At 42.3% G+C, this 26,808-nt stretch carries 22 protein-coding genes; 5 read left to right on the forward strand and 17 right to left on the reverse strand.

Features of this window, described 5'->3' with window-relative positions; translation table 11 throughout:
- Positions 1-318 precede the first annotated feature (318 nt).
- Genes OFN91_RS01950 through alaS form a run of 4 tightly spaced genes read right to left on the reverse strand, consistent with a single transcriptional unit; the run spans position 319 to position 5,816 of the window.
- The gene (locus OFN91_RS01950) at positions 319-2,235 is read right to left on the reverse strand and encodes a transglycosylase domain-containing protein (RefSeq protein WP_270873068.1); all 1,917 of its coding nucleotides are present in this window, start codon (positions 2,233-2,235) and stop codon (positions 319-321) included.
- Positions 2,216-2,776, reverse strand: a complete 561-nt coding sequence (gene maf / locus OFN91_RS01955; protein ID WP_270873069.1) for a septum formation inhibitor Maf — start codon at positions 2,774-2,776, stop codon at positions 2,216-2,218. The genes OFN91_RS01950 and maf overlap by 20 nt, the downstream gene beginning before the upstream one ends.
- Entirely contained in the window at positions 2,773-3,267 is a 495-nt protein-coding gene (locus tag OFN91_RS01960; protein WP_270866300.1) for a hypothetical protein, read from the reverse strand. The genes maf and OFN91_RS01960 overlap by 4 nt, the downstream gene beginning before the upstream one ends.
- A complete protein-coding gene (gene alaS, locus OFN91_RS01965) occupies positions 3,264-5,816 on the reverse strand; it encodes an alanine--tRNA ligase (protein WP_270873070.1) in 2,553 nt (850 codons plus the stop codon). Before alaS ends, OFN91_RS01960 begins: the two co-directional genes overlap by 4 nt.
- 120 nt (positions 5,817-5,936) lie before the next feature.
- On the opposite strand from alaS, the gene OFN91_RS01970 reads away from it, so the two are divergent.
- On the forward strand, positions 5,937-6,797 hold the full coding sequence (locus tag OFN91_RS01970; protein ID WP_270861717.1) for a Gfo/Idh/MocA family protein: 861 nt from the start codon (positions 5,937-5,939) through the stop codon (positions 6,795-6,797).
- Entirely contained in the window at positions 6,794-7,741 is a 948-nt protein-coding gene (gene hemH, locus OFN91_RS01975) for a ferrochelatase (protein ID WP_270873071.1), read from the forward strand. Before OFN91_RS01970 ends, hemH begins: the two co-directional genes overlap by 4 nt.
- A 13-nt stretch (positions 7,742-7,754) precedes the next feature.
- Here the strand turns inward: hemH and OFN91_RS01980 are convergent, their stop codons facing one another.
- The 13 genes from OFN91_RS01980 to sstT form a co-directional block, all read right to left on the reverse strand.
- Positions 7,755-8,990, reverse strand: a complete 1,236-nt coding sequence (locus tag OFN91_RS01980) for a nucleotide sugar dehydrogenase (RefSeq protein ID WP_270873072.1) — start codon at positions 8,988-8,990, stop codon at positions 7,755-7,757.
- A gap of 10 nt (positions 8,991-9,000) precedes the next feature.
- Positions 9,001-10,815, reverse strand: a complete 1,815-nt coding sequence (locus OFN91_RS01985; RefSeq protein ID WP_270873073.1) for a peptidoglycan D,D-transpeptidase FtsI family protein — start codon at positions 10,813-10,815, stop codon at positions 9,001-9,003.
- On the reverse strand, positions 10,812-11,483 hold the full coding sequence (gene aat, locus OFN91_RS01990; protein WP_270873074.1) for a leucyl/phenylalanyl-tRNA--protein transferase: 672 nt from the start codon (positions 11,481-11,483) through the stop codon (positions 10,812-10,814). Before aat ends, OFN91_RS01985 begins: the two co-directional genes overlap by 4 nt.
- 2 nt (positions 11,484-11,485) lie before the next feature.
- Positions 11,486-13,837, reverse strand: a complete 2,352-nt coding sequence (locus OFN91_RS01995) for an AAA family ATPase (RefSeq protein ID WP_270873075.1) — start codon at positions 13,835-13,837, stop codon at positions 11,486-11,488.
- Complete coding sequence (locus OFN91_RS02000; protein WP_270865010.1) at positions 13,834-14,130, reverse strand: ATP-dependent Clp protease adaptor ClpS; 297 nt, start codon at positions 14,128-14,130, stop codon at positions 13,834-13,836. The genes OFN91_RS01995 and OFN91_RS02000 overlap by 4 nt, the downstream gene beginning before the upstream one ends.
- Positions 14,120-14,734, reverse strand: a complete 615-nt coding sequence (locus OFN91_RS02005) for a TlpA family protein disulfide reductase (RefSeq protein ID WP_270870747.1) — start codon at positions 14,732-14,734, stop codon at positions 14,120-14,122. The genes OFN91_RS02000 and OFN91_RS02005 overlap by 11 nt, the downstream gene beginning before the upstream one ends.
- Positions 14,735-14,746: 12 nt before the next feature.
- Positions 14,747-15,202 carry an SsrA-binding protein SmpB gene (gene smpB, locus OFN91_RS02010; RefSeq protein WP_270861725.1) on the reverse strand — a complete coding sequence of 152 codons (456 nt, stop codon included), beginning with the start codon at positions 15,200-15,202 and terminating at the stop codon, positions 14,747-14,749.
- A 4-nt stretch (positions 15,203-15,206) separates the two neighbouring features.
- The gene (locus OFN91_RS02015) at positions 15,207-15,962 is read right to left on the reverse strand and encodes a 4-(cytidine 5'-diphospho)-2-C-methyl-D-erythritol kinase (protein WP_270873076.1); all 756 of its coding nucleotides are present in this window, start codon (positions 15,960-15,962) and stop codon (positions 15,207-15,209) included.
- Positions 15,959-16,792: a tRNA pseudouridine(55) synthase TruB gene (gene truB, locus OFN91_RS02020; protein ID WP_270873077.1), complete on the reverse strand. Its 834-nt coding sequence runs from the start codon at positions 16,790-16,792 to the stop codon at positions 15,959-15,961. Before truB ends, OFN91_RS02015 begins: the two co-directional genes overlap by 4 nt.
- Positions 16,789-18,840 (reverse strand): ATP-dependent helicase, encoded by a 2,052-nt coding sequence (locus OFN91_RS02025; RefSeq protein ID WP_270873078.1) that lies wholly within the window; start codon positions 18,838-18,840, stop codon positions 16,789-16,791. The genes truB and OFN91_RS02025 overlap by 4 nt, the downstream gene beginning before the upstream one ends.
- A gap of 7 nt (positions 18,841-18,847) precedes the next feature.
- Positions 18,848-19,249, reverse strand: a complete 402-nt coding sequence (locus OFN91_RS02030) for a hypothetical protein (protein ID WP_270873079.1) — start codon at positions 19,247-19,249, stop codon at positions 18,848-18,850.
- A 2-nt stretch (positions 19,250-19,251) separates the two neighbouring features.
- Complete coding sequence (locus OFN91_RS02035; protein WP_270873080.1) at positions 19,252-20,967, reverse strand: M3 family oligoendopeptidase; 1,716 nt, start codon at positions 20,965-20,967, stop codon at positions 19,252-19,254.
- Positions 20,968-21,058: 91 nt separating this feature from the next.
- Positions 21,059-22,324, reverse strand: coding sequence for a serine/threonine transporter SstT (gene sstT / locus OFN91_RS02040; protein WP_270861731.1), 1,266 nt, complete (start codon positions 22,322-22,324; stop codon positions 21,059-21,061).
- Positions 22,325-22,479: 155 nt separating this feature from the next.
- On the opposite strand from sstT, the gene metK reads away from it, so the two are divergent.
- From metK to pyk, 3 genes are all read left to right on the forward strand, one after another.
- Entirely contained in the window at positions 22,480-23,679 is a 1,200-nt protein-coding gene (gene metK, locus OFN91_RS02045; RefSeq protein ID WP_270858903.1) for a methionine adenosyltransferase, read from the forward strand.
- 163 nt (positions 23,680-23,842) lie between these two features.
- A complete protein-coding gene (locus tag OFN91_RS02050; RefSeq protein ID WP_270873081.1) occupies positions 23,843-25,189 on the forward strand; it encodes an FAD-dependent oxidoreductase in 1,347 nt (448 codons plus the stop codon).
- Positions 25,190-25,261: 72 nt separating this feature from the next.
- Positions 25,262-26,704: a pyruvate kinase gene (gene pyk / locus OFN91_RS02055; protein ID WP_270858905.1), complete on the forward strand. Its 1,443-nt coding sequence runs from the start codon at positions 25,262-25,264 to the stop codon at positions 26,702-26,704.
- Positions 26,705-26,808 lie beyond the last annotated feature (104 nt).

Consider the following 26,808-nt stretch of genomic DNA (forward strand, 5'->3'; position numbering starts at 1 on the left):
CCGTAAAAATAAAATCAGCTAAATTTAAAGCGAAGCTTTAAATTTAGCCACTTCTAAGGTTTTACAGGGGTGGGGGTTGGTAAGGGGGAGGGTAGCGTCTCCTAAAAAGCGCGCCCTCCCCCTTACAGATAATTTCAAATTTCGCTTAAAATTTAAAAAATCGTTCAATGCTAAATTTAAGTAGAATTTTACTTTAAATTTTTCTGGATTGCTTCGGCGTTATCACGCCTCGCAATGACATGGAATTTGCGTTTTGGTGATTTTTGCTCGTAGATTGCTTCGCTTTCTGTGAAAGCTCGCAATGACAGCAATTTCGCCCTAAAACATCAGCCCGTCTTCTTCGTTTGCTTCAACCCTTCTTGGAAGTGGGGAAATTTTGGTGTAATACTCATCGCCAGCGCCGTATCTACGGGTAAATACTCCGCTTGGGACGCTGAAATTTCGCTTAGCATGCGGGTATTCTTTAAGATAATTTTCCAAAAATTTCGCAAACACAGGCGCAGCAGTTCTACCGCCACCTTCTACCTTGCGCATAGGCTTATAATCGTCGTTTCCATACCAAACAATGATTTGCAAATCAGGCGTAAATCCGCAAAACCACGCATCAATGCTATCGTTTGAAGTGCCTGTTTTGCCCGCGATTTCGATGCCCTGCACGCGCGCTCTGGTGCCAGTTCCTCGCTGGACTATGTTTTTCATCAGCGTCGTCATCAAATACGCCTGTTCTGGGCGCAAAATGCGTCTGCGCTCAGGCTCGATATAGTGCGTAGTGCCGTTATTATCGGTGATTGCGGTGATGAATTTGGACTTCGTGCTAATGCCAAGACCAGGAAACATCGAATACATAGTCGAGTATTCAAGTGGCGAAATGCCATAACTTCCGATCGCCACAGACAGCGCTGGCGGGACATTTTTAAACCCATATTCATTTAGTTTGCGAATCGTGCGCTCAATGCCGATTGATTGCATTAAATTTATCGAAGCGAGGTTGCGAGAGCGTTGCAACGCCTCTTTTATCGTGATATAGCCGCTGTATGTGCTATCGTAGTTTTTCGGTTTCCAGCTTTTGTTGCTTCCATCGTCAAATTCGCGCGCGATATCAGGGACCTCTGTCATCGTCGAATACCCGCTATCTAGGGCGATTTGGTAGATAAATGGCTTGAAGCTTGACCCTGTTTGGCGTCTGCTTTGGCTAGCGCGGTTGAAATTTGATTTAGCATAATCCACACCGCCTACGAGAGCGATAATTTCGCCATTTTGCGGGTGTGTAACGATAATCGCGCCATTTACATTGCTAGCATTTGCGTCTTTGTTGCGTTTTAAAATTTCGTTATAGCCAAAAATCAGCGCCTCTTGCGCCATTTCTTGCGCCTTTAAATCAAGGCTCGTTTCGATTCTATACCCGCCTGTGCGCACATCTGGTAGCAGTCTCTCTGCCTCTTTGACGATCTCATCGACTGCGTATGGGGCGACATTTTGAGTTAGGGTTTCATCATAGACAAATGGCTCTTCTGCCATTGCGATTTCATACTCGGTTTTGTTTATCCAGCCAAGCTCATGCATACGGTAAATTACATTGTTTGCGCGAGAAAGTGCCAAATCTAGGTGCTTGGTAGGGTCATACTGGCTAGGGGCTTTTGGCAAACCCACCAAAATGGCGATTTCTTTGATACTAAGGTCGGCTAAATCCTTTTTAAAATACCCAAGCGCGGCAGTTTTGACGCCGTAATACCCGTGTCCGAAATACACTTCGTTAAAATATCTTTCTAAAATTTCCTCTTTGCTTAGGGTGTTTTCGATTTTTAGCGATAAAATCATCTCTTTGATTTTTCTATCTATCTTTTTTTCGCTAGATAAAACCAAATTTTTGACAAGTTGTTGCGTGATAGTGGAGGCACCTTCCACAAATTTCATCGCTTTTATATCTTTTACAATTGCGCGAAAAATCGCCTCTGTATTAATGCCCTGATGCTCGAAAAACGCGGTATCCTCGATAGCTACCAAGGCTTCGACCATACGGCCTGGAATTTCGTCAAATCTAGTATAAAGGCGGTTTTGTTCGTTGAAAATATTGGCAAGCAAGTTGCCGTTGCGATCGTAAATTTTGGTCGTTAGCTCCGGGTGATAATCAATAATAGAGTTCGATTCTAGGCGAATTTGCGTATAAAAATACATAAACACACCGCACCCTGCGAAAAAACAAACCGTAATAAAACTAAATAAAATTCTTACCATCTAAATACCTTTTTAAAATTTCCACATTTAAACCCATAGCGGTGCTAGTATCGCCACGAAAGCTTTGGATATATTTTTGATTAAACCCCTCGATACTCATAGCCCCTGCTTTGCCGCGCCAATCGCCACTTTTTAGATACGCTTCTAAATCTGCCTCGCTAAATTTGGCGAATTTATAACTAGCCACCAAAAGCGTGCTTATCTCAAAACCCTCGCCCACAAAAATCATCGCCGTATAAACCTCGCTAATAGCGTCAGATTGGGCGTTTAGCATAGCTCTTGCGTGGCTAATGTCTTTTGCTTTGCCTAAAATTTTGCCACCTACCAAAACCGAACTATCGCAAAAAAGCAAATTTTTTGCATTTTTGTTTTTGGCTAAAAACTGCGATTTTTTCGCACTTGCCACGCGGTAAGCGTATGTTTTGGCATCGGCTATGTCGCCTACATTTTCGTCAAATTCAAAACTGATTTGCTCGAATTTTATCCCAGCTTCCCGCAAAATTTGCGCCCTTGTCGGCGAAGATGAAACCAAATAAATCAAAATCTACCCACCGCTACACAAAGATAGGTGCAAAGCACCGATACAGCGACATTTAGCGGGACAAAATATCTAGCGATGATAATCAAATGTTCGCTAGCTTCGAATTTATCGCCCGCTAAAAGCGCCTTTTTAAACGAGTAAAATTTAAAATAAACATAGCCAAAATTTATCAAAATAAACACCGCTAAAACCCACAGCGTAACGATTACGGCATTTATCATAGGGTCTGCGAATTTGAAGTTGTTGCCTATGCTTAGAAAAAATCCACTCACAATTATAATCAAAAAAAACGAGCCGAAAAAGAGATTAAATTTCGAAAGATAAAATTTGATTTTTTCGAAATTTGAGTTTGTGATGTCTGCTTTATCGCTGAAAATTCGAATCAACATGATAATGCAAACATGTGCGCAAATAAAGCAAATCGCCCCTAAAATGTGAATTAGGGGCAAAATTTGATCACTTCTGGCAAAACTCGTTTCTAATTCGTTCAACCTAGCTTACCTTTTGCAAATTCTAGTGCCCCAGCTAGCGCGCTAGAAACCATGCTAGTATCTTTTCCGCCAGCAGTAGCGAAATCATCGCGTCCGCCGCCGTTACCGCCTAAAATTTGAGCCGTCATCTTGACCCACTCGCCAGCCTTGATTGGGGCGTTTTTCGCTCCGGCTGCGACTGTGATTTTATCGTTTTCGCCCACTTGCATTAGCAAAATCGCAGCCTTTTCGTTCGCGTTTTTAAACTCATCAATCATAGTTTTAATTTCGCCGTTTTCTACCACTGCTACGCAAAGCTTCACGCCTGAGATTTCTTGGCAAGGCAGAGACTTTTGATCGCCTGCGTGTTTTAATTTTTCTTTTAAGCCTTTGATTTCATCTTTTAGCTTTTTAATGCCATCTAGTGGGTTTGCACCTTTAAATTCAGCTTCGATTTCGTTGATTTGCGATCTTAAATTTAGCGTGAAATTTAGCACTTCTTGCGAACAAATCGCCTCGATTCTGCGCACGCCAGCACTTACGCCACTCTCTTTTGAGATTAAAAACGCGCCGATTTCGCTTATGTTTTCGACATGGGTGCCGCCGCAAAGCTCCTTGCTTACATCGCCAAAGCTTACCACGCGCACTTTTGCGCCGTATTTTTCGCCAAAAAGCGCAATCGCGCCTGATTTTTTGGCCTCATCTATATCTAAAATTTCAGTTTTATTCTGTGCGCCCGCGCTAATCCAGCGATTTACGATTTGCTCGACTTTGGCAAGCTCTTCGCTACTCATCGCTTTTGGGTGCGAAAAGTCAAATCTAAGTCTGTTTGCTTCTACAAGCGATCCAGCCTGCGCGATATGCTCGCCCAAAACCTCTCTTAGCGCAGCGTGAAGCAGGTGTGTCGCGCTGTGATGACGCGCTATCATCGCTCTTTTGCCGGCGCTAACCACGCATTTTACGAGATCGCCGGTTTTAAGCAGGCTTTTTACTTTGATTTGAGATAAATTTAAATCAAAGAATTTTTGCGTGTCGATAACCTCGCTTTTTTCGATAGTGCCGGTATCTGCGCACTGACCGCCACTTGTAGCGTAAAATGGCGTGATATCTAGCATTACCCAGCCAGTGTGCCCTGGCTCTAAACTATCGCAAATTTTAAAATTCTCGTCCAAAAGGGCTAAAATTCGGCTTTCGCTCTCTTGGCATGAATACCCCACAAACTCATTTTTGCCAAATTTTTCGATAAGTTGCGCGAAATCGCCTTTGGCTTGTGCTTTATCTCCTGAGCCCTTCCAACTGGCTTTGGCTCTGCGTTTTTGTTCTGCCATTAGCTCATCAAATTTAGCCTCATCGACTTTAAGATTTTTCTCTCTTAGCATATCGGCTGTGAGATCGAGCGGAAATCCGTAAGTATCATAGAGCTTAAATGCGACATCGCCAGAGAAAACATTGCCTGAGGTTTTGGCTAATTCTTCGTTAAATAGCTCGATTCCGTTTGCCAAAGTGGCGAAAAATCGCTCTTCTTCGAGTTTTACTAGCTCTTTTACAGCCTCTTTTTTCTCGTTTAAATATGTATAGTGAGAGCCCATACTAGCGCAAACATCATCGACTAGCTTATACATAAATGGCTCTTTTATGCCCAGCAAATATCCGTGTCTAACTGCCCTGCGCAAAATCCTTCTAAGCACATAGCCTCTGCCCTCTCTATCAAAGTTCGTGCCTTGGGCTAGCAAAAATGTAACCGAGCGGATATGATCTGCGATGACGCGGTAGCTCGCGCCAGTTTCATACTCGTATTTTTTGCCACATAGCTTCTCGACTGCGCCGATTAATGGCATAAATAGCGAGCTGTCGTAATTGCTAAATTTACCCTCTTTTATCGCTGTTACGCGCTCTAAACCCATACCTGTATCGATTGATGGTTTTGGAAGTGGCGAGAGTTTGCCGTCTGCGCTTCGCTCGTATTGCATAAAGACTAAATTCCAAATCTCTAAGAAACGATCGCCGTCTCCGCCCATATAATCCTCATCGCTATGGAAATGCTCGCTTCCTTGATCGTAAAAAATCTCGCTACATGGCCCACAAGGTCCAGTATCGCCCATAGCCCAGAAATTATCGTGATCGCCGAAGCGATAAATTCGCTCTTTTGCGATATGGCGCGACCAAATTTCAAACGCCTCATCATCGCTATCATGGACGGTAACATATAGTTTGTCTTTTGGGAGTTTTAAAATTTCGGTTACAAACTCCCATGCGTAGGCTATCGCGTCTGTTTTGAAATACTCGCCGAAACTGAAATTTCCAAGCATTTCAAAAAATGTGTGGTGGCGCGCTGTGTAGCCGACATTGTCTAAGTCGTTGTGTTTGCCACCTGCTCTAATGCAGGTTTGGCAACTCGTGCGAATCGGTGGAGTTGGGCGTGGTACCGCACCTGTAAAAATGCTTTTAAACGGCACCATACCGGCATTTGTGAATAATAAACTATCATCATCTGGCACAAGCGGTGAGCTTGGCATAACCTCGTGTCCTTTTGACGCAAAAAAGTCTAAATAAGCTTTTCTAATATCCATTAACTATCCTAAATTTAGTAAAATTTAGCGCCCATTTTAGCAAATTTTGATTTTAAGAAATATAAATTTTTACTCTTATTCGTTATAATGAAAAATATGCAAAATTTACAGGATTAATTAATGAAGAAAAAAATAGCCATAATAGGCTTAGGGGAGCTTGGCGCAAAACATTTCAAAGAGCTTAGAAGAAGCGATTATTTCGATTTGGTCGCGCTTTATGACAAAGAAAAAACCGAGGATTTTGGCCCTAGATATCCACTTTATAATGATTTAGCTAAAATGTTCGAAAGCGCCAAACCAGACGCTGTGGTCATCGCTACACCGCCTGCGACGCACAAAGAAATCATTTTAAAATGCATACCTTTTACCAAAAATATCTTTGTAGAATCCCCGCTCGCTGGAAATTTAGCTGAGGCAAGGGAGATAAATTACTCTATTTCGATTAATGGCGCGAAGCTTGGCGTGGGATATGCTGGGCGCTATAATCCTGTCATAATCTCGCTGTGTAGGGAGCTGGCTAAGGACGAGAAAATTTATTCGATAAATTTTGTAGATGGATTTAGCTCTGAGAGCGCAAACTGCTTGCAAAATGCGCTGATTAGGGATTTGGATTTGATTGCTCTGCTTAGCAAATCTGAAATTTCATCACAAAACATCTGCAAAAACGGCGATTCTAACGGCATTGGCGTCGCATTTCGCACAAAGTCGATGAGTAATTGCACGATTTTGCTATCAAATTTATATCCGCTCAAACGCCACGGCGTGGAGATTTGCACGAATTCTGGCGTTTATTTTGGCGATTTAGAATCGCTAAATTTATTCAAGGTTACAAACGACGGACGGATAAATCAGCGCGTTGATCGCGATGATTACGCGCTTAGATACCAGCACAAAGCGTTTTTAAATTTAATCGAAAATTCTAAATTCGAGGGAATTGCGACCCCTGATGAAGCAATCAAACTAAGAGAGTTAATCTCGTGAAAAAAGCCTTAATTCTCCTAAATATGGGCGGTCCAAATAGCCTAGACGAGGTTAGCGTATTTTTAAAAAATATGTTTTGCGATCCAAATATTTTGGGGGTCAAAAGCAAAATTTTGCGCAAAATTTTAGCCAGTTTGATTACTAAAATGCGCGTTAAAGAAGCGCGCCAAAACTACGAAAAACTTGGTGGAAAATCCCCTATCGCTGGGCTTACAAAGCGACTTTGCGATAAGATAAATTTATACCAAAATGAGTTTGTTTGCGATTTTGCTATGAATTACACTGCCCCTTTTGCTCGTGATGTTTTGGCAAAATATGCGAAATTTGATGAAATTCTGCTTTTTCCACTTTATCCGCATTTTTCGCAAACGACGGTCAAATCGAGCATTGACGACGCTAAAAAAACCCTAGCAAATTTAGAAATTTCAAATTTTAAAATAGTTGATATTTTTTACAAAAGCGAAATTTACAACCAAATCCTGCTAAATTTAATCAAAGAAAAAATCAAAAATTTAAGCGCTGATGAAATTTCGCGCACAAGCTTGGTTTTCTCGGCTCACTCACTGCCTGTAAAAATCATCGCCGCTGGCGATCCTTACGAGGCTCAGGTTAATGAGCATGTCAAAATTCTAAGTGAAATTTTGCAAAAATCTGGCATAAATTTCAAAGATATTTCGCTCGCCTATCAATCCCGCCTAGGCCCCGTAAAATGGCTAGAACCAAACCTAAACGAGCATTTGGCAAATTTGCAAAATGAGTGCGCGCTGATTTTTCCGATTTCGTTTTGTATAGATAATTCTGAGACAAAATTTGAGCTTGATATGTATTTTAGAAATGTGGCAAAAGAGCTTAAATTTAGCTATTTTGAGGTTTGTGAGTGTCCGAATTTTGGCGATGAGTTTGCCTCATTTATCATAACTTACGCCCAAAAAACCCAGGGCTAAATTTAGCCCCAGATTATAGCCTGCCTTGCGCGCCTTCGTAGATATTTTTCACATCATATACTAGTGAAGTAGAGTAGTCGAATTCTTTAAATTGATTGTGCGCCACAGCAATTACAACGCAATCAAATTCGCCTAAATTTGGCTTTTCGATTAGCTCGATATCGTAGTAGCGTTTCGCGTCGTCCTTGCTCGCCCATGGATCATACACGCTGACCGCGCAACCGAAATTTTTAAGCTCATCAATCATATCAATAACGCGCGTATTGCGTATGTCTGGGCAGTTTTCTTTAAAGGTAAGACCTAAAATCAAAATTTTGCTATGTTTGATTTTTTTGTCAAATTTTATCATCATCTGCACGACCTGCGTGGCGACATATTTGCCCATATTATCGTTGATACGGCGACTTGCGAGTATGATTTGCGGGTGATAGCCTACCTCTGTGGCTTTTTGGGCTAGGTAGTATGGATCTATGCCGATACAATGTCCTCCCACAAGCCCTGGGCGGAAGCTTAGGAAATTCCATTTCGTCGCGGCTGCGTCGATGACATCATTGGTATCGATTCCTAGTTTGTTAAACAAAATCGCAAGCTCGTTGATAAAGCCGATATTTATGTCGCGCTGTGTATTTTCGATGACTTTTGCAGCTTCTGCTACCTTGATACTTTTGGCGCGAAAAGTGCCGTTTTCTAGGATAGAAGAGTATGTCTCATCGACGATATCAAGGGTGCGCTCATTACTACCTGAGACGATTTTTTTGATTTTTGTTACAGTGTGAATTTTATCACCCGGATTTATGCGCTCTGGTGAGTATCCGCAGAAAAAATCCTCGTTAAATTTAAGCCCACTAGTGCGCTCTAAAACAGGCACACAATCCTCCTCAGTAGCCCCAGGATAGACCGTGCTTTCATATACTACGATATCGCCCTTTTTAAGCACCGAGCCCACACTCTGGCTAGCTTTGATTAGTGGCGTGATATCTGGGCGGTTGAATTTATCCACAGGCGTTGGGACGCAAACGACATAAAAGTTGCAATCTTTTAAATCATTTATATCGCAGGTAAATTTAAGCCCATTTTTTAGTGCAGTGGCAAGTTTGTCATCTTCTAATTCTAGGGTCTTATCATGCCCCCCGTTTAGCTCATCTATACGAGATTTCATTATATCAAATCCTACAACGCTGTGTTTTGCGCTAAATGCCGCTGCTAGGGGAAGCCCCACATAACCAAGTCCGATAATTCCTATTTTCATCGCTTATCCTTTAATCTTTGATTTCATTTAAATCTTTAATATCTACATGATTTATCTTGTCGCTATCGCCACTAGGGGTTAAAAATCCTTTTTCGACTAGCAAATCAACTATACTTTTAAACACAGGCAAGGCGTTTTGCGCCGCGTAATAACTGCCTTTTTTAGGCTCTCTAACCAGCACGCCTATGGTGTAGCTAGTGTGAGTGTCGTTCGCAAAGCCAAAAAACGAGCTATTATACGCGCTAGAATATCCGCCACCTTTGGCAATTCTAGCAGTGCCTGTTTTGCCCCCTACTTCGATACCGCTCGTGCGCCCTTTGCGCCCTGTGCCACCTTCGACTACCTTAATCAAAATTTCTCTCATAACATCTGCTGTTTGCGGGCTTAGCACGGTGCGTGTTTCGCTCTCATTTACAGGGTAAATTTTACCGTTCATTTCTAAATTTTCGACCAGCCTTGGACTAATCCAAACTCCGCCGTTATTAAAAACCCCATACGCGCTTAACATCTGCAAAAATGTCATCTGCGCGCCATAACCATAGCTAATCGTAGCCTTATAAACCTTGCCTTCCAAACTTCGCACGCTAGGGATATTTCCAATCTGCTCGTAAGGCAAATCAATACCGGTTTTTTGCGCCATACCGAAATTTAAAAGCCCGTCATAAATCATCTGCCCACTCATACGCTCGGCAATTTTAATCATACCGATATTTGATGAATGCACGATGATTTCCTCGCCACTCATTGACTTTGCTGGGTGAGTGTCGCGGATAGTGCGCGAACCTAGCTTGTATGCGCCATTATGGGTGTTTATAATCTCGGTTGGTTTGACTAAATTTCCCTCATAAGCGATTGAGAAAATTATCGGCTTCATAATCGAGCCGACCTCGTAAGCATATTCGCTAGCAGTCGAATTTAGATTTTTCATATCTTGTTTTGTGATATTTTCTGGATTATACCTAGCGTTTGTGGCAAGGGAGAGAATTTTGCCTGTTTTTGAGTTCATTATGCCTACGACTATCTCTTTGGCATCGTAAGCTAAGCTAGCTTTATCAATTAGCCTCTCAACATCTCTTTGTAGAGCCAAAGGCACGCTTAAATGGACATTATATCCGTCGATTTTGTTTGTTTTTTTGGTGCTTTTTTCTAGGATAATATTGCCTTTTAGATCCCTTGGGCCCGTGATAAACTCATCTTTTAGTGGGGTTAGATAATACTCATAGTATTTCTCCACGCCCTTAATGCCGACTACTTTGGTAATCCCTGAAACCTCTTTTTTGTTGATATAGCCTAGAAGCGGGGTTAGTGAGTTTTGGATATTGTAAGTGCGCTTTTCGCCACTTTCGCTCACGCTCATGCGCACCGGCGGATTTACACGCCCGCTAGCTGTCTCAAAGGCTACGAAAAATTTCTTTAAATTTAGCTTGTAGGCTAACTCTTTTAAATGCACGGCTGTTTTGGCGTCGATTTTGTATGATAAAACCGTGGTGCCTTTTGAGCTTTGGATTGTTTTTTTGACCCGTTTTTCGCTATCGCCTGTGTAAATGCAGTAGAGTTTGACAAACAAATCGAGCTTGTGCGGATCAAGAGAGCGAGAGTCTATGCTGACCTTGTAGAGCTTGGTCGAGTTTGAGACGACATATTTGTCTTTGGTGATGATTGAACCCCTGATTGCGCTGTTTGTTTCGTTTATGTCAAGGCGTGGAAGCCTGCGATCGCTACTAGCTGAGTAAAACATCATCCACACAAACACGCACATCAAAAATCCCAGCACAGCCGCAAGCACACAAATACCGATATTTGAGTTTTTATCCCGTAAAATCATATCAACTTTTCTAAATCTTTAAATTTTTCAAATCCGCTTGGCAAGTTTTGCAAAATTTGAAATTTGGCTAAAAATTCGCCCCTTGGCATATCTTGCGCCCCCATAAAGCGCAAATGCTCGTTCATAATCTGACAATCAATCAAAAAGTCAAATTTTTCTAAAACTCTACAAAGCGTGATTAAAGCGACCTTCGACGCGCCTGTTTTTAGGCTGAGCATACTCTCGCCACAAAACACCTTGCCCAAAATCAGCCCGTATAATCCGCCGATTAAAATGCCTTCTTCATAGACTTCCACGCTGTGAGCGACGCCTAAATTTGCTAAATTTACATACGCCTCTACAATCTCATCGCTAATCCAAGTCCCATCATCTGAGTTTTGGCGGGTTTGTTTGCAAAGAGTGATAAATCCAGCGAAATTTTGGTCGAATTTTACTTCATATCGTTTTAAATATGGCTTTATCGACTTTTGGGTGCGCACAGCCTTTGGTTCTAAGATCGCGCGCGGGTTTGGCGACCACCATAAAATCGGCTCTCCCTCGCAAAACCACGGGAAAATCCCCTGCGTGTATGCGCTTAGCAAACACTCTGCGCTCAAATTTCCCCCGCTAGCTAACGGGGCGAAATCTGGCGCGTTTTTTGGGTCTGGGAAGGCGTAGAATTTCGACATTTTTATTTTATGAGCGTGGCGTTTTGGGGTTCGTCTGGACTTTTGGTTAAACCGCCGTTCTCATCTGCGCTAATTTGGGCAGTATTTGATACCTTCGCGTCCAGCATTGGCACACTTTCGAAGTCAAATTTAAGCTTTTCATCAGCGAAATCCACAAAAACCCTACCGCCATTTTGCAACGCTCCAAATAAAATTTCCGAGCTAATCTCATCTGAGATTTGCAACTGCACCTCTCTTTTGAGATTTCTTGCGCCAAATTCTGCGCTATAACCTTTTTTTATCAAATACTCTTTTGCGCCTTTGCTTAGCGAAATTTCGATATTTTTGAGCCCTGATTGTATTTCACGCACTGTTTTATCCACGATTTTTTCTAAAATTTCGCCTTTTAGTGGGTTAAAATTTATAATTTTATCTATGCGATTGCGAAATTCAGGGGCGAAAAAGCTCTTCACAGCGTTATCGATTTTATAGCTTTCATCTTTGGTAAAGCCCACTTGTGGCGCTTCTTTGGTGCCTAAATTCGAGGTCATAATGATAATGGTGTTTTTAAAATCGCTACTCGTGCCGTTTGTGTCAGTTAGCACGCCATTATCAAAAATACCCAAAAATATATTTGTCATGCTTGGGTGAGCCTTTTCGATCTCGTCGAAAAGCACGACGCTGTAAGGGTGTTTTTTGATCTGATTTGTCAAAATTCCGCCGTTTTCAAACCCCACATATCCCGGAGGCGCGCCGATTAGGCGGCTCACGCTGTGAGCTTCCATATACTCGCTCATATCAAATCGCTCGAAATTTACACCTAAATTTTTTGCCAAAACCTTGGCTAGCTCGCTTTTGCCTACGCCCGAGCTTCCTGTGAATAAAAACACGCCAATTGGCGAATTTTCGTGTCTAAGTCCAGCATAAGAGCGCAAAAGCGCCTTGCTTAGGCTAGAAACTGCCTCGTCTTGACCAAAAATTTCTTTTTTGATATTTTCCTCTAAATTTCGCAAGGTCTCTTTATTATCGACGCTCTGACTTAAATTTGCGATATTTGCGCTAGCACTTAGCACATTTACCAAATCCTCTTTGCTGACATTTATCGCCTCGCTATGCTCCTTAAATGCGTAGCTTGCGCCCACTTCGTCGATCAAATCAATCGCGCTATCTGGCAAAAATTTGTCGCTTTCGTAGCGTTTGGCTAAATTTACAGCCTCGCGCAAAATTTCATCGCTAAATTTGACATTATGAAATTCCTCGTATTTTTTCACAATTCCTTTTAAAATTTCTACGCTATCTTCGATACTAGGCTCGTTTATGTCGATTTTGCATAGCCTTCTAGCAAGCGCCTTATCTTTGCTTAGATTGCGAAATTCAGCGTAAGTAGTGGCGCCAATTAGGCTAAGCGTGCCGTTTGCAAGGCCCGGTTTTAGCAGATTTGACATATCCAAATCCTCGCGCGAGCCTGCGCCCGCACCCGCAATAGTGTGAATTTCATCGATGAAAAGTATAGCTTTATCATTTTTGCTAAATTCATCGATTACATTTTTTAATCTCTCCTCAAACTCGCCCCTTAGCGTCGTCCCAGCTACGAGCGCGCCCATATCAAGGGCAAAAATCGTCTTTCCAGCTAGCTTTGCTGGAACCTCGCCATTTGCAATTTTTAGCGCGATTCCCTCGATTATAGCCGTCTTCCCCACGCCTGCTTCGCCCACAAGGACTGGATTGTTTTTTTTGCGGCGACAAAGGGTTTGAAGTGTCTTTTCGATCTCTTTTTCGCGCCCGATTAGCGGGTCGATTTTACCACTTTTTGCCATTTCGTTTAAATTCGTCGTATATAGTTCGCTAGCTGGCTTTTTTTTCTTTTTGCTCTCGTCATCTTCGCCTAAAAAATCGTTAAAAAGCCCCTCGTCCATCTCGCCATTTTCGCCGTTTTGCGCCATATCTCGGTTGTCAAACCACTGCAAATATCTATCTCTAAATTTATCAAAATCGTAAGAATTTATCCCGTAAAATTCGAAAATTTTAGCCGCGTCAGTATCTTTGCTAGCAAGGACATAAGATATAAAATCTAGCTCGTTTTCGTTGTCAATGCTCTCCTCAAAAAGCCCCATAATGCGCGCCAAATCGGTTGTGGCTGCGACCTTGGTGCGGTTTTTTTCGTCTGATTTTGGCATTGAAGCGATTAGCTCGCCAATGCTGGTTTTGAAATTTTCATACTCAAAATTTGAAAACTCGTTTTCAAAAAAATTTCTAAAATTTTTATCTGAGAAAATTTCATATATCACGCTTGCTATGCTAACATACTCAAACCCGCCTTTTACGGCGTTTCGCACAGCGTTATCAATGTCTTTTTGTAAATAAAATCCTATCATTTATCCTCCTCTATAATGCATTTTAGCGGGAAGCCCTCTCTCGCGGCTGCCTCTAAAACGGCTTCTTGCTTGCTTTTGGCGATCTCTTTGGCATACACCCCACAAATCCCACGCCCGTTTTTATGGACATTTAGCATGATTTTGACTGCGTTTTGCGTGGTGTGAGCGAAAATTTCGATTAAAATTATCACCACAAAATCCATTGGCGTAACATCGTCATTTAGTAGCACCACGCGATACGGCGAGGGTTTGAAGGTCTTGACTCGCACCTTTGTGCTGGTTTTAGTTGCCATTTTTTATCCTAAGCATATCTTTTTCTATCACTTTTGTCGAAACCATACCCAAATAATACGGCTTCCCGCGCTCATCTCCCTCGTTTATGTCGGTTAGTGTCTGATACTCGCCGTCCTTAAAAACCACCTTAAATGGGATTGAAAGTGCATGGCGGTAGTTGATATCGGTTAAAATTTGCTCCACGATACGGGAATTTTGCTTGTCGTTTGCTATGAAATAATACGCATTGTATTTTTTGGTGAAATTCTCCACGACCTGCGCGTCTGTGATATCCTCGAAGTGGATTAAACCAACCATCATAAAATCATCTGCGTTTTTTAGCTGATAGTCCATTAGATGCGGAGCCTCGATTTTGCACGGCTCGCAGTATGTCCCAAAGATATCAAACATCAAAATTTTATCGCTTCCAGCTAGTTTAAAGCCCTTATTCGTGCGCTCGATCACCACTTCGCCACCCACGACGCTTTTTAAGCTAAATTTTTCGCCCACGCTAAATGGGGTAAATTTCGCCACTGCTTCGCTATTTTGCGCATTTTGCGCACTTTCATCATTACAACCACAAAGAAGCAAACCAGCAAAAATCAGTGTTAAAATTTTTCTCATAATCTCTCCTTTTTACTTAAAATTTTTCATCGCGCTTCTAGCCTCCCTGTCGGCTTCCTTGCGTTTTAGCGCCTCTCTTTTATCATGCAGGTTTTTGCCACGCGCTAGTGCCACCCTAGCCTTGACGCGGTTTTTGTCGTTTAGATACAGCGAAGTAACGACCAGCGTAAGGCCGTCCTTGCTGACATGGCCTAGAAGTTTGTCGATTTGCTTTTTGTGCATTAAAAGCTTCCTTGGGGCCTTTTCGTCTGGGCGAAAATGCGGGTTAGTGTGCTCCAAATAACTTATGTGCGCCCCTAGCAAAAATAACTCGCCTCTTATTATGCGACAAAAGCTGTCTTTGAGATTTGCCCTGCCAGCGCGCAAGGATTTGACCTCGCTACCCTTTAAAACCACGCCAGCTTCGAAATTTTCTAAAATTTCAAAGTCGTGGAAGGCTTTTCTGTTTTTTGTAAGTTCTTTTATCATTTTTCTACCTTAAATCTACCTTGAAGCACGAACTGCCACTTCCGCTTAAAAACTCGCCCTTTTCTAGGCGCAAATCTGGATAAAGTGCGCGCGCTGGGGCTAGCAAATCATTTAGGCTATCAGCGTCATAATTACTTAAAATTTCGCTTGATTTTAGCTTTAAAAGCTTGTTAGCTAGGCCTAAATCAATTTTATTAAAATGATTTTTTCTAAATTCCCTATACACTGCGCCAGTATCACAAAATAGCCCTTTTAGGCAAAGCCTAAGTGGCGGGATTTCATCATCAAACGCTTCGATTATTTCGCCTTTGCCACTCACATTTGCGCTTTTTTCACCACTTAAAAAAAAGCAAATATCGCTTCCGAGCGAATTTGCAATTTGCATTAAATTTGGCTTTGAAATTCCCAAATTTAACTCATCATTTATCATTTTTAAAAACGAGGCGCAGTTGCTACTACCGCCACCCAATCCACCGCCTGCCGGAATTTGTTTGTAAAGTTTTACATAAAATTTTGCAAAAAATTCATCGAGCTCGTTTTTGTAACCGCTCTCGCACAGCCGCTCGTATGCGCTTTGGATTATGTTTTTACCGGCGATTTCTTTGTTACACTCTATGCAAAATCCGCCCCGCTCGCCCCGCTCGAAGCTGATTTCGTCATAAATTTCATCGCAAATTACAAAACGAGAGGCGATATTGTGAAATGCGCCGTTTGCGCCAGTAATTTTCAAAAAAACATTTATTTTAGCAAAACTTTTCAAATCTTTATCCTATTCCATAAATATTTTACTTCGCCATCGCGAATTTCGATTATTGCGTGAAATTCGCCCAAATTTATCAAATATTCGCCACTGTTTTGAAATTTAAAATTTTGCGCGCGAAGTTTTTTGCCGAGCAAAATTTCATTTTTATCGCCATTATAAAAATTTTCTTTTAAATTTAGATAATCTTTCGGATTTATGCTAGCCTCACTCATAAATTTTGGATTTTCTAGGCTAAATTCGCCCTCGCTTACTCGGCAAAGTGCGCTTAGTGTCCCGCTAACTCCTAGCTTTTCGCAAAGAAGTTTGCCGTATGAGCGGATATATCCGCCCTCGCTAACTGAAATTTTAAAGCTCAAAAACGGGTGGCGATAGCTTAGGATTTCGCACTCATACACGCTCATAACCTGCTCTTTAAGCGCCACTTCCTCGCCACGCCTTGCTAGCTCGTAGGCCCTGACGCCATCGATTTTTTTGGCGCTAAATTTGGGTGGCGTGTATCGCACAAGCCCAAGCAAGCTATCCCTTGCGCCCAAAATTTGCTCCATGCTAAGCTTTGGCACATTTTCTACGCTATAAATATTTTCGTTATCGCCACTTTCGCTACTAGCACCAAACCACAGCGTGGCGATATAGATTTTTGGAGCCTTACGCAAAAAGCGAAAAAACCGCGTGTATTCGCCAAAGCCAATGACCAAAGCCCCGCTAGCAAAGGGATCTAGTGTGCCAGAAAATCCGGCTTTTTTCACGCCGTATTTGCGCTTCAAGCGTCCTAAAAACTGATTTGATGAAATTCCGGCAGGTTTGTTTGCTAAAAAAAGTCTATTCATACTAGTTTTTGCACGAAATTTTTCATTATCACGCGCTCGATTCCGCCGAAATTTATGGTAAGTTTGTCGCCATTTACTGCGCTTACTTTGCCCATGCCAAAGAGTTTGTGGGTGATTAAATCGCCCTTTTTAAACTCGCCGTCGCTTTGTGGGCTAAGTGGAGTATCTATTAGCCCTGCTTCGCCTAAAAATCGCGATTTGGATAGATAATCCCGTTTCCCGCGATAAAAGCGCGAATTCGCAAAACTAAGCGTTAGCTCTTTTTTCGCCCTAGTTATGGCTACATACGCTAGCCTGCGTTCCTCTTCTAAATCTGTCGTGTCGCTGATGATTGGGAAAAACCCCTCTTCAAGCCCGATGACAAAAAGGTGCGAAAACTCCAAACCCTTGCTAGCATGCACGCTCATGATATTTATCGCCTCTGCGCTGATATTGTCTTGATCGCTAAGAAGCGCCAAATCGTTTAAAAACTCGCCCAAATCGAAATTTGGCTTATTTATGGCTTCATCTTTTAGCATAGCGCAAAATTCGTTGATATTAGCCAATCTATCATCGCCCTCTGGCATGCTCTCGTAGTATTCTTTTAGCTCAAATTTATCCAGCACTCCGTCGATTTTTTTCTCCACGCTTGGCTCGTGCGAGAGTTCGTTTATGTGGAGTTTGAGCTTTTCTAGGGCCTCTTTTGCCTTTGCGCTTAGATTTGCGCCTTGATCCGAAAACGCATCAAACAGGCTTAAATGCTTCCTTGCGCCGATTTCATCGAGCCTTGCAAGGCTAACCTTGCCAATGCCCCTTTTTGGGACATTTATAATGCGACGCATTGAAAAATCGTCGTTTTCGTTAATGATTAGGCGCAGGTATGCGATGATATCTTTGATCTCGGCTCTTTCATAAAATTTTACACCACCTACTATGCGATATGCGATTTTCGCGCGGTTTAGCCCCTCTTCGAGTGCGCGCGAAAGGGCATTTACGCGGTAAAGCACGGCGATTTGGGCTGGGTGGATACCTGAGTTTATGAGCTCTTTGATTTTTGCAGCTACTTGCGCGCTTTCGTCGCTTTCGTTTTCGCAGTGTAGGATTTTGACATCTTCGCCCTTGCCAAATGTGCTTTTTAAATTTTTGCCAAGGCGGTTTTTATTGTGCGAGATTAGCTCGTTTGCTGCGAAAAGAATTTGGCTAGTCGAGCGGTAATTTTCCTCTAATTTCACATATTTTACATTTTCAAATTGATCGCGAAATTTTAGGATATTTTCCACCCTAGCCCCACGCCAGCTATAAATGCTTTGATCATCATCGCCCACGACGGTTAAATTTTGGTGCGCTTTGCAAAGTTTTTGTAGTAATTTAAACTGAATTTCGTTCGTGTCTTGATACTCATCGACGGTTATGTAGGTGTATTGGCGCGAAACTTCATCGCAAAGTGCCTCGTTTGCGTCTAAAATTTTGTAAGGAAGCACGAGCAAATCATCGAAATCGACTAAATTATTGCTTAGCAAATACTCCTCGTATCTAGTGTAGGCTTCTAGCATTTTGGCGTAAAATCCCTCGTTTGCCTGCCTGATATCATCACTTAGCGAGGCGATATTGTTTTTAAGCTCATCTGGGCTAATTAGGGCGTTTTTGTATTTTGAAATTTCATTTGCCATGGTGCTTGTTTGCAAATTTATCTCAAACGATTTTAGGATTTTTTTCTTATCATCAGTGTCTATGACAGCGAAATTTGGCTTACGGCCAAGCTCACTAATGTAAAATTTCAAAAACAAAAGTCCAAATTTATGAAATGTGCATAGCAGTGGCACACCCACTTCAAGCCCTAAATTTGCGATTAGATTAAGCGCGCGAGAGCGCATTTCGCTAGCTGCTTTGTTTGTGAAAGTTAGCGTGAGCGTGTTTTGCGCGGGCACGCCGTTTGCTAGCAGGTAAGCTAGGCGCGCGGTGATTGTCTTTGTTTTGCCACTACCTGCGCCCGCTAAAATCAGCATAGCTCCGTCTATGTGCAGTGCTGCCCTGCGCTGAGCCTCGTTTAATTCGTCTAAAAATTTCATATCTTTCCTATCTAGCAAAAATTCTGCGAGATCTCTCTTTTTTGATCCACTCGCTATCAATTTTGGCTAAATTTACAGCCACTGGGGTATTATTTTGGACTATCTCCATTACCCCATACAGCGGGATTGATACGACCGCTGCGAAATCCTCGCTACCAAAACCAGCTTCAAATTTCAAATCGTCCTTTTGGATATGCGCGCTTGAAAGCGTGTAGTTTTCTAGCTCGAAGAAAATAACAGGTTTTTTGATAAAGCTCGCACTTATCTCGCTAGGAAGTTCGGGGTCGAATTTCACCTCGCTTGTGCGCGCTACCACGCCAAAACTCTCGCCAAGCTCGAAAAAAAGCTCCAAAATTTCCTTTATATGCGCAATCTCTTTTTGTATGAATTTTTCGTTTTCTAAAATCATCTTTACTCCTTTACAAACTCGCTAACAAGGGAGCGAATTTGAGAAATTCCAATCTCCCAAAATTTATCATCGTCTAAATTTAGCCCAAATTTTGCGACTAAATTTTTAGGCGAATCGCTTCCGCCCGAACTTAAAAATTCAGTGTAAATTTCGGCGAAATTTGAAATTTTGCCACTTTTATACAGCCCATAAAGCGCCAAAACTAGCAACTGCGCAAAGCCGTAAGAGTAGCAATAAAACGGCGTGTGGATAAAGTGCGGTATATAACTCCACCAAATTTTATATTCATCTCTAAGTTCTAGCGCCTCGCCAAACATTTTTTTGGACTCTTCTAGCCAAATTTCATTGATTTGCTCTGTGCTTAGCTCATCAGGCGAGGCGTGAATTCTGCGCTCAAATGTCGTAAATCCTATCTGGCGATACAGTGTGGCAAAAATATCTTCGAGTTTGTTTGCTATCATGGCTTTTGCTACGCTTTTATCCGCGCGCGAGAGCATATAGTCAAAGACTAGCATTTCGCAAAATACAGAGGCTGTCTCAGCCGTGGTAAGTGGCGTAAATGAGTAAAAATATCCAGCATTGTAGCTTAGATATTGGTGGATTGCATGACCTAACTCATGCGCTAGGGTGAATACATCGCGACGCTTGGCGGTGAAATTTAGTAGCACAAACGGGTGCGTATCAGCCGAACCCGAGTGCGAAAATGCGCCACTTTGTTTATTTGGCTTTGGCATTGCATCAATCCAGTTTTTCGCAAACGCTTCCTTTGCGATTTGCCCAAATTTAGGGCTAAATTTATCAAAGGCGTCAAGGACGATTTGCCTAGCCTCATCAAAGCTAAATTTGCTATCGTCGTTTAAATTTAGCGGTGCGTATCGATCAAAATCATAGAGCTTTTCAACCCCTAAAATTTCGCGTTTTTTATCATAGTAGCGCCACACTAAATCAAAATTTCGCTCAGTTGCGCTAATAAGCGCATCGACGCTTGATTTTTCGATTTGGTTTTCTTCGTGCATGATTAGCTCGCCCTGGCCGTATCCACGAAGCTCGCAACTGATTTTAAGGCTAGTTTTTATCATATTATAAATGTAGGTTAAAAGGTGCGAATTTTGCTCTAAGGCCGCACTTAGCGAGGCTGCGGCCTGCTTGCGCGCATTTCTATCACTATCGTAAAGGTGCGATAAAAGCTCCTCTTCACTGATTTTCTCGCCCCCAAAGTCAAATTTTAGCCTTGCCATACTCTCATCAAACAGCCTCGAAAACGCCTCTGCGCCAACCACGCTCGTTTTTAGCAAAACCTTTTCTTCAAGCAGGCTTAGTTGGTGCGATTTGTGTTTTTTAAGCAAATTTAAATAGTAAGCAAAACGCCCACTACCCGCGATGAAATTTTGCGATTTCTCCTCGCTAAGCTCGTTAAATTCTAGCTCGAAAAATAGCAAATTTTGGGCGATATCGTTGCAGATTTGCTCCACTTTGGCCTGCCTTGCCCCACGCGTAGTATCTCTGGCAAAATCTAAATGCACGAAGCTCATAATCTTTGAAATTTGCGCGTTTATGCGCTCGTATTCGCCTAATGCTTCGCAAAATTCATCGCAGGTTAAATTCGCTAAATTTCCCCTAAATTTCGCCTCAAATTCGCTAGCCTTAGTGCGCGTATTTTCGATCGCAAGTTCAAATTTTGCCTCGTTTTGAAACAATTCACTCAAATCCCAATTCATACTTTTCCTTTAAATTTTTGGCGCAATTCTAGCCAAAAAGAGTTATACAGTGGTAAGCGACCAAAAATTTGGTCGCTTAAATTTTTAAATTTTAATGTTTTGAAGTTTGTGAAACGATAATTGTAAAAAGTGCGTCGGTGGAGCTATTTAGGGCTGTTTCCATTGAGTCTTGGATTACAGAGATTATGACACCGACGGTGATGACCTTAAATGCGATATCGTTGTCGATACCAAAAAGCGCACAAGCAAGCGGAATAAGCATAAGCGAACCGCCAGGCACGCCACTTGTACCACATGCGCCCACAGCTGAGACTACGCATAGAAGTAAAGCTGTGCCAAAATCAGGGTGAATTCCTAGCGTGTATGCAGTCGAAAGTGCCAAAATAGCGATAACCACAGCGGCTCCCGCCATATTTACGGTAGCTCCCAGCGGAATTGAAATTGAGCTTAACTCATCATCAACGCCGAGTTTTTTGCAAAGGTTCATATTTACAGGAATATTCGCAGCCGATGAGCGTGTGAAAAACGCTGGAATTCCGCTCTCTTTAAGGCAGGTAAAGACGATAGGGAAAGGGTTTTTCTTGGTTACGAAAAATACGATTAGCGGATTTACCACAACAGCTACTAAAATAAGTGCTAGCACAAGCACGCCTGTAAGCTTAGCATAGGTTGCTAGACCTTCCACGCCCAAATCATACACAGTGTAGGTAATAATGCCAAAAATACCGATTGGCGCAAGCTGGATTACGACTTGGATTATTTTCGTTACACCTTCGCTTAAATCGCCGATGAAGCGTTTGGTTTCGTTCGTGCAAAATTTAAGCGCGATTCCAAGTCCTACCGCCCATGCGACAATACCGACATAATTACCGCTAGAAAGGGCATTTACAGGGTTATCAACGATTTTGAAAAATGTAGTTTTTAGCACTTCCCAGACATTTGCAGGTGCAGGTGAGTTTGCCGCGTCAACGCCATCAAGCGCAATCGGAGTCGGAAACATAAAGCTTACTCCAACGCCAACAAAAGCAGCCAAAAGCGTGCCTACGATATAAAGCACGATAACTCTTTTTAGTCCTGTCGTGCTTCCAAAAGTTTTATTGACAAGCGAACTTAAAATTAGAATAAAAACTAGCACTGGGGCGACAGCTTTAAGCGCACTTACGAAAAAATCACCAAACAATCTAGCCAAATTCGCGATATTACTCCACGCATTTGTTTCACCGCCGTCTAAATCCAGCCCAGATACACCGACCCTAGCAAAATACCCTAGCGCAGCACCGAGCAAAAGTCCGATGATAATGCGCATTATCAGGCTTTTGTTGCTGTAACTTTGTATCAGCTTATCTAAGTAAGTCATCTTGCCTCCCTTTCAATGAGTAAAATTTGTCGCAATATATCTAAATTTTTATTTAACATTATTTAAATTCTTTAAAAATTTAATAAAATTTCATTTTACATTAAATATTAAACGCTAGAATTACGCCCAAAATTTTCAAAATTTTAGGAGCTTAAATGTATCTATTCACGAGCGAGGTCGTAAGCCCTGGTCACCCAGATAAATGCGCCGACATAATCGCAGATTCAATTGTCGATGAAATTTTAAAAAAAGATCCCAAAGGACGCGTAGCTAGCGAGGTTTTCGTAGCAGGAAAACATATCGTAATCGGCGGCGAAGTAAATGCCAAGGTCGATTTCACCCACGATGATTATCGCCATATCGTCAAACGCGCTCTTAGCGACATTGGCTACAATGACAATCCATTTTTTACCCGCGAGCAATGCCTACACCCGCAAGATGTCGAGGTCGATGTATATCTAAACCAACAAAGCCCAGATATCAATCAAGGCGTAGATCAAGAAAGTGGCGAGATCGGCGCGGGAGATCAAGGTATAATGTTTGGCTTTGCTAGCTCGGAGACGCAAAATTTCATGCCAGCAGCGATTACTTATGCAAGGCTTCTTTGCGATAAGGTTTATGAGTATGCCAAAACTCACCCAAATCAGCTTGGCGTGGATATTAAAACACAAGTTACGCTTGATTATGGCACGAAGTCAAATTTCGAAGACTGCAAACCGCAATCAATCCACACAATCGTAGTAAGCGCGCCTTGCGTGGAGAGTATGAGTATCGAGTATGTGCGCGAACTAATCCAAAATTTAATCGACACAGCAGGTCTTCCAAAAGAGCTTTATCAAAAAGAAAAAACCATAATTTATATCAACCCAACAGGTCGCTATGTAAATCACAGCTCGCTTCACGATAGCGGTTTGACTGGTCGCAAACTCATCGTAGATAGCTTTGGCGGATATTCGCCAATCGGCGGTGGCGCACAATCTAGCAAAGACTACACCAAAGTCGATCGCTCAGGTCTTTACGCAGCGCGCTATATCGCTAAAAATATCGTCGCAGCAGGGCTAGCGAAAAAATGTATAATCCAGCTAAGCTATGCTATCGGCGTAGCAAAACCAGTTAGCGTGAGTGTCGATTGTATGGGCACAAACGCTGGTATTGATGATGATACACTCTCGAAATTTGTCCTCGAAAATTTCGCCCTAACTCCGCGCTGGATTACCGAGAAATTCGGCCTAGACAAACCAAGTGCCCAGACATTTTTATACGCAAAAGTAGCTGCTTACGGCCAAGTTGGCAACCCAAAATACCCATGGGAGCAACTCGATAGCGTAGAGCTTTTCAAATCTTTGAAAAAATAAAATTTCGCAAGGAATTTAACCTTGCGAAATTTTTAAATTCTTAGTTATTTTATGACAATTTAATCTTAAATTTAACTCCAAGAAATTCCGATAAATTCGGCGAAATTTAACACTTTTTTAAGTAAAATTTTTGCAAAATATCGCATACTTTTAAGGGGTGAAAATGCAAGAAAAACACTACGAAGTCGTCATCGTCGGCGGCGGTATTTCTGGCGGTGCGCTAGCATACACTTTGGCGCAATACACTGATATAAAATCCATCGCAATCATCGAAAAATACGAGGGTTTAGCCACGCTAAATACAAAAGGCACGGCAAATTCGCAAACGATCCATTGTGGCGATATCGAGACAAATTACACAATCGACAAAGCCAAAAAGGTCAAACGCGCAGCCGATATGATTGCGAAATACTGCAAAAAGCACGATTATATCGGTAAATTTATCTTTGAAGGGCAAAAAATGGCAATCGGCGTGGGCGATAGCGAGGTCGCTTTTATCAAAGATCGCTATGAGGTTTTCAAAGAGCTTTATCCGTATTTGGAATTTTATGACAAAGACAAGCTAAAACAGATCGAGCCAAAGGTCATTTTCGATAGCAATGGCAACCCTCGCCCCGAAGATGTCGCAGGTCTTGGCGTGCAAAGTGGCGCATACACCACGATTGATTTTGGCGCCATGACAAATACCCTAGTCGAAAATGCGCAAAAAACAAAGGGCAAGATTTGTGATTTATACCTAAATTCTGAGGTTCAAAATATCACAAAGGTAGGCGATAAATTTTATATCCGCACTGCAAACAAAATTTCAGTCAGCGCTGATTTCGTTGTAGTCGATGCAGGCGCGCACTCACTGTGGCTAGCGCACAAAATGGGCTATGGCAAAAACCTTAGCGCGATTTGTATCGCTGGAAGCTTTTATCTAACCAAACAAAAATTACTAAATGGCAAAGTCTATATGGTGCAAAACCCAAAACTCCCATTTGCCGCACTTCACGGAGACCCTGACCTGCTAGCTGATGGTTGCACGAGATTTGGCCCTACTGCGCTAACTATGCCAAAATTAGAGCGTTACAAAGGCTGTCGCTCCGTGCCTGAGTTTTTCCAATCCCTAAATTTCACGCCAAAGGTCGCAAAGGTATTTTGGAACAATTTCGGCGATAGCGATGTGCGAAATTTCTTAATGCGCAATATCGCGTTTGAAGCCCCAGTTTTAGGCAAAAAACTCTTTGTCAAAAACGCCAAAAAAATCATACCTAGCATTAGAGAAGAAGATATTTACTACGCCAAAGGTTTTGGAGGCGTCAGAGCCCAAATCATCGACCAAGACAAGCTTGAATTGCTTCTAGGCGAGGCTAGAATCGACGATAATAACGGCGTAATTTTCAATATGACTCCAAGCCCGGGTGCGACAAGCTGTTTTGGCAACGCAGAGCGCGACGCTATCTCAATCTGCTCGTTTTTGGGCAAAAAATTCGACGCTGAAAAATTCGAAAACGAACTTGTAAAATAATCAAATTTATGCAGAATTTTTCTGCATAAATTTTACTTTTAAATTTCAAATTTCAACACAAAGGAAAATTTAATGAAAAAAGCAAAAATCATAGCCACGCTTGGCCCAGCTAGCGATAACGAAGAGATAATGGAAGCCATGGTTAGGGCTGGGGTCAATGTTTTTAGACTAAATTTTTCGCACAACTCGCACGAATATCACGCGCAAAATGTCGCAAAAATCCGTAGCGTGGAGAAAAAGGTCGGATTTCATATCGGAATTTTACAAGATATTTGTGGGCCAAAAATCCGCATTGGCGAGCTTGATACGCCTTTCGAGCTAAAAGCTGGCGATAGGCTTGATATCTACGCCAAAGAGCAAATCGGCACCCAAATCGCCCCACACCACTACGCTCTTAGCATTAATCAACCCCAAATTTTGCCTATGCTAAAAGCCGGCGAATATGTCTATCTCTACGACGGCATAATCCGCGCTAGGGTCGCTCACAGCGGAAACGATGTCGTCCAAACCGTCATCGAAAACGACGGCACTCTAAGCTCGAAAAAGGGTGTAAATTTCCCAAATACCGTTCTTGGCATAGATGTCATCACGCCAAAAGATAGAGCCGATATGGAATTTGGCGCCACTCTTGGCGTGGATTTTGTAGCAATTAGCTTTGTGCAAAGCGCAAATGACATAATCAAAGCAAAGAAAATTTTGCGCGCCTCTGGATCGCACGCCCATGTTTTGGCAAAAATCGAAAAATTTGACGCTGTGGAAAATATAGATAGCATTATCGACGAGAGCGACGGAATCATGGTCGCTAGGGGCGATTTGGGTATCGAGGTGCCGTTTTACAAGGTGCCTTCAATCCAAAAATTGATTATAAAAAAGGCAAACGAAGCCGCCAAACCAGTCATCACAGCCACTCAAATGCTTCTTAGCATGACGCGCAACGAAACAGCCACCAGAGCCGAAATCAGCGATGTCGCCAACGCCGTGCTTGACGGCACAGATGCTGTAATGCTAAGCGAAGAGAGCGCAGTAGGCATAAATCCAGTCGCTGTCGTGCGCGCTATGTCGCATACGATACTAGAAGCGCAAGAGATCTACGCTTACAACCGCTTCAAGCACGAAAACCACGATAGCACCGATATCATGGCAGAATCTGCCGTTAGGCTAGCAGGTCAGCTAAACGCGGATAAAATCATCGCCCTAACCTCCTCTGGCAAACTAGCCGTGCAAATGGCGAGATATCGCCCAAATATAGATATCCTAGCCGTTACTCACGATATAAACACAGCGCGCTATCTCACGCTTTGTTGGGGTATAGGCCAAAGCTTAGTTATCGCCGAGGAAGCCAAGCTTCACACGCTTATGGCAAAGGCTATCAAAAGCGGCGTGGATTGTGGCGCGATCAAGCTTGATGGAACATATATCATGACGGCAGGTTATCCAACAGGTGTAAGCGGGACTACAAATCTTATCCGTATGTTGAAGGACGAACAAATATCCTACTACTTACTAGACGCATAAAAACCTAGTAAATTAATAAAATTTGTCGAATTTACTAAAAATTTAAGTAAAATTTAGCTTTATTGGCAAATTTTTGGAGTATAATACGCCCCGTTTTAAAGGAA

Origin of the sequence: Campylobacter sp. JMF_08 NE1 (assembly GCF_027737875.1) — a bacterium.
Classification (GTDB): domain Bacteria; phylum Campylobacterota; class Campylobacteria; order Campylobacterales; family Campylobacteraceae; genus Campylobacter_B.

What these genes read in the sequence shown, in the direction of transcription:
- OFN91_RS01950 (WP_270873068.1), bottom strand. Translation starts at nt 2,235, where the DNA reads ATGGTAAGAATTTTATTTAGTTTTATTACGGTTTGTTTTTTCGCAGGG.
- alaS (WP_270873070.1), bottom strand. Translation starts at nt 5,816, where the DNA reads ATGGATATTAGAAAAGCTTATTTAGACTTTTTTGCGTCAAAAGGACAC.
- OFN91_RS01970 (WP_270861717.1), top strand. Translation starts at nt 5,937, where the DNA reads ATGAAGAAAAAAATAGCCATAATAGGCTTAGGGGAGCTTGGCGCAAAA.
- OFN91_RS01980 (WP_270873072.1), bottom strand. Translation starts at nt 8,990, where the DNA reads ATGAAAATAGGAATTATCGGACTTGGTTATGTGGGGCTTCCCCTAGCA.
- OFN91_RS01985 (WP_270873073.1), bottom strand. Translation starts at nt 10,815, where the DNA reads ATGATTTTACGGGATAAAAACTCAAATATCGGTATTTGTGTGCTTGCG.
- aat (WP_270873074.1), bottom strand. Translation starts at nt 11,483, where the DNA reads ATGTCGAAATTCTACGCCTTCCCAGACCCAAAAAACGCGCCAGATTTC.
- OFN91_RS01995 (WP_270873075.1), bottom strand. Translation starts at nt 13,837, where the DNA reads ATGATAGGATTTTATTTACAAAAAGACATTGATAACGCTGTGCGAAAC.
- OFN91_RS02000 (WP_270865010.1), bottom strand. Translation starts at nt 14,130, where the DNA reads ATGGCAACTAAAACCAGCACAAAGGTGCGAGTCAAGACCTTCAAACCC.
- OFN91_RS02005 (WP_270870747.1), bottom strand. Translation starts at nt 14,734, where the DNA reads ATGAGAAAAATTTTAACACTGATTTTTGCTGGTTTGCTTCTTTGTGGT.
- smpB (WP_270861725.1), bottom strand. Translation starts at nt 15,202, where the DNA reads ATGATAAAAGAACTTACAAAAAACAGAAAAGCCTTCCACGACTTTGAA.
- truB (WP_270873077.1), bottom strand. Translation starts at nt 16,792, where the DNA reads ATGAATAGACTTTTTTTAGCAAACAAACCTGCCGGAATTTCATCAAAT.
- OFN91_RS02025 (WP_270873078.1), bottom strand. Translation starts at nt 18,840, where the DNA reads ATGAAATTTTTAGACGAATTAAACGAGGCTCAGCGCAGGGCAGCACTG.
- OFN91_RS02030 (WP_270873079.1), bottom strand. Translation starts at nt 19,249, where the DNA reads ATGATTTTAGAAAACGAAAAATTCATACAAAAAGAGATTGCGCATATA.
- OFN91_RS02035 (WP_270873080.1), bottom strand. Translation starts at nt 20,967, where the DNA reads ATGAATTGGGATTTGAGTGAATTGTTTCAAAACGAGGCAAAATTTGAA.
- sstT (WP_270861731.1), bottom strand. Translation starts at nt 22,324, where the DNA reads ATGACTTACTTAGATAAGCTGATACAAAGTTACAGCAACAAAAGCCTG.
- metK (WP_270858903.1), top strand. Translation starts at nt 22,480, where the DNA reads ATGTATCTATTCACGAGCGAGGTCGTAAGCCCTGGTCACCCAGATAAA.
- OFN91_RS02050 (WP_270873081.1), top strand. Translation starts at nt 23,843, where the DNA reads ATGCAAGAAAAACACTACGAAGTCGTCATCGTCGGCGGCGGTATTTCT.
- pyk (WP_270858905.1), top strand. Translation starts at nt 25,262, where the DNA reads ATGAAAAAAGCAAAAATCATAGCCACGCTTGGCCCAGCTAGCGATAAC.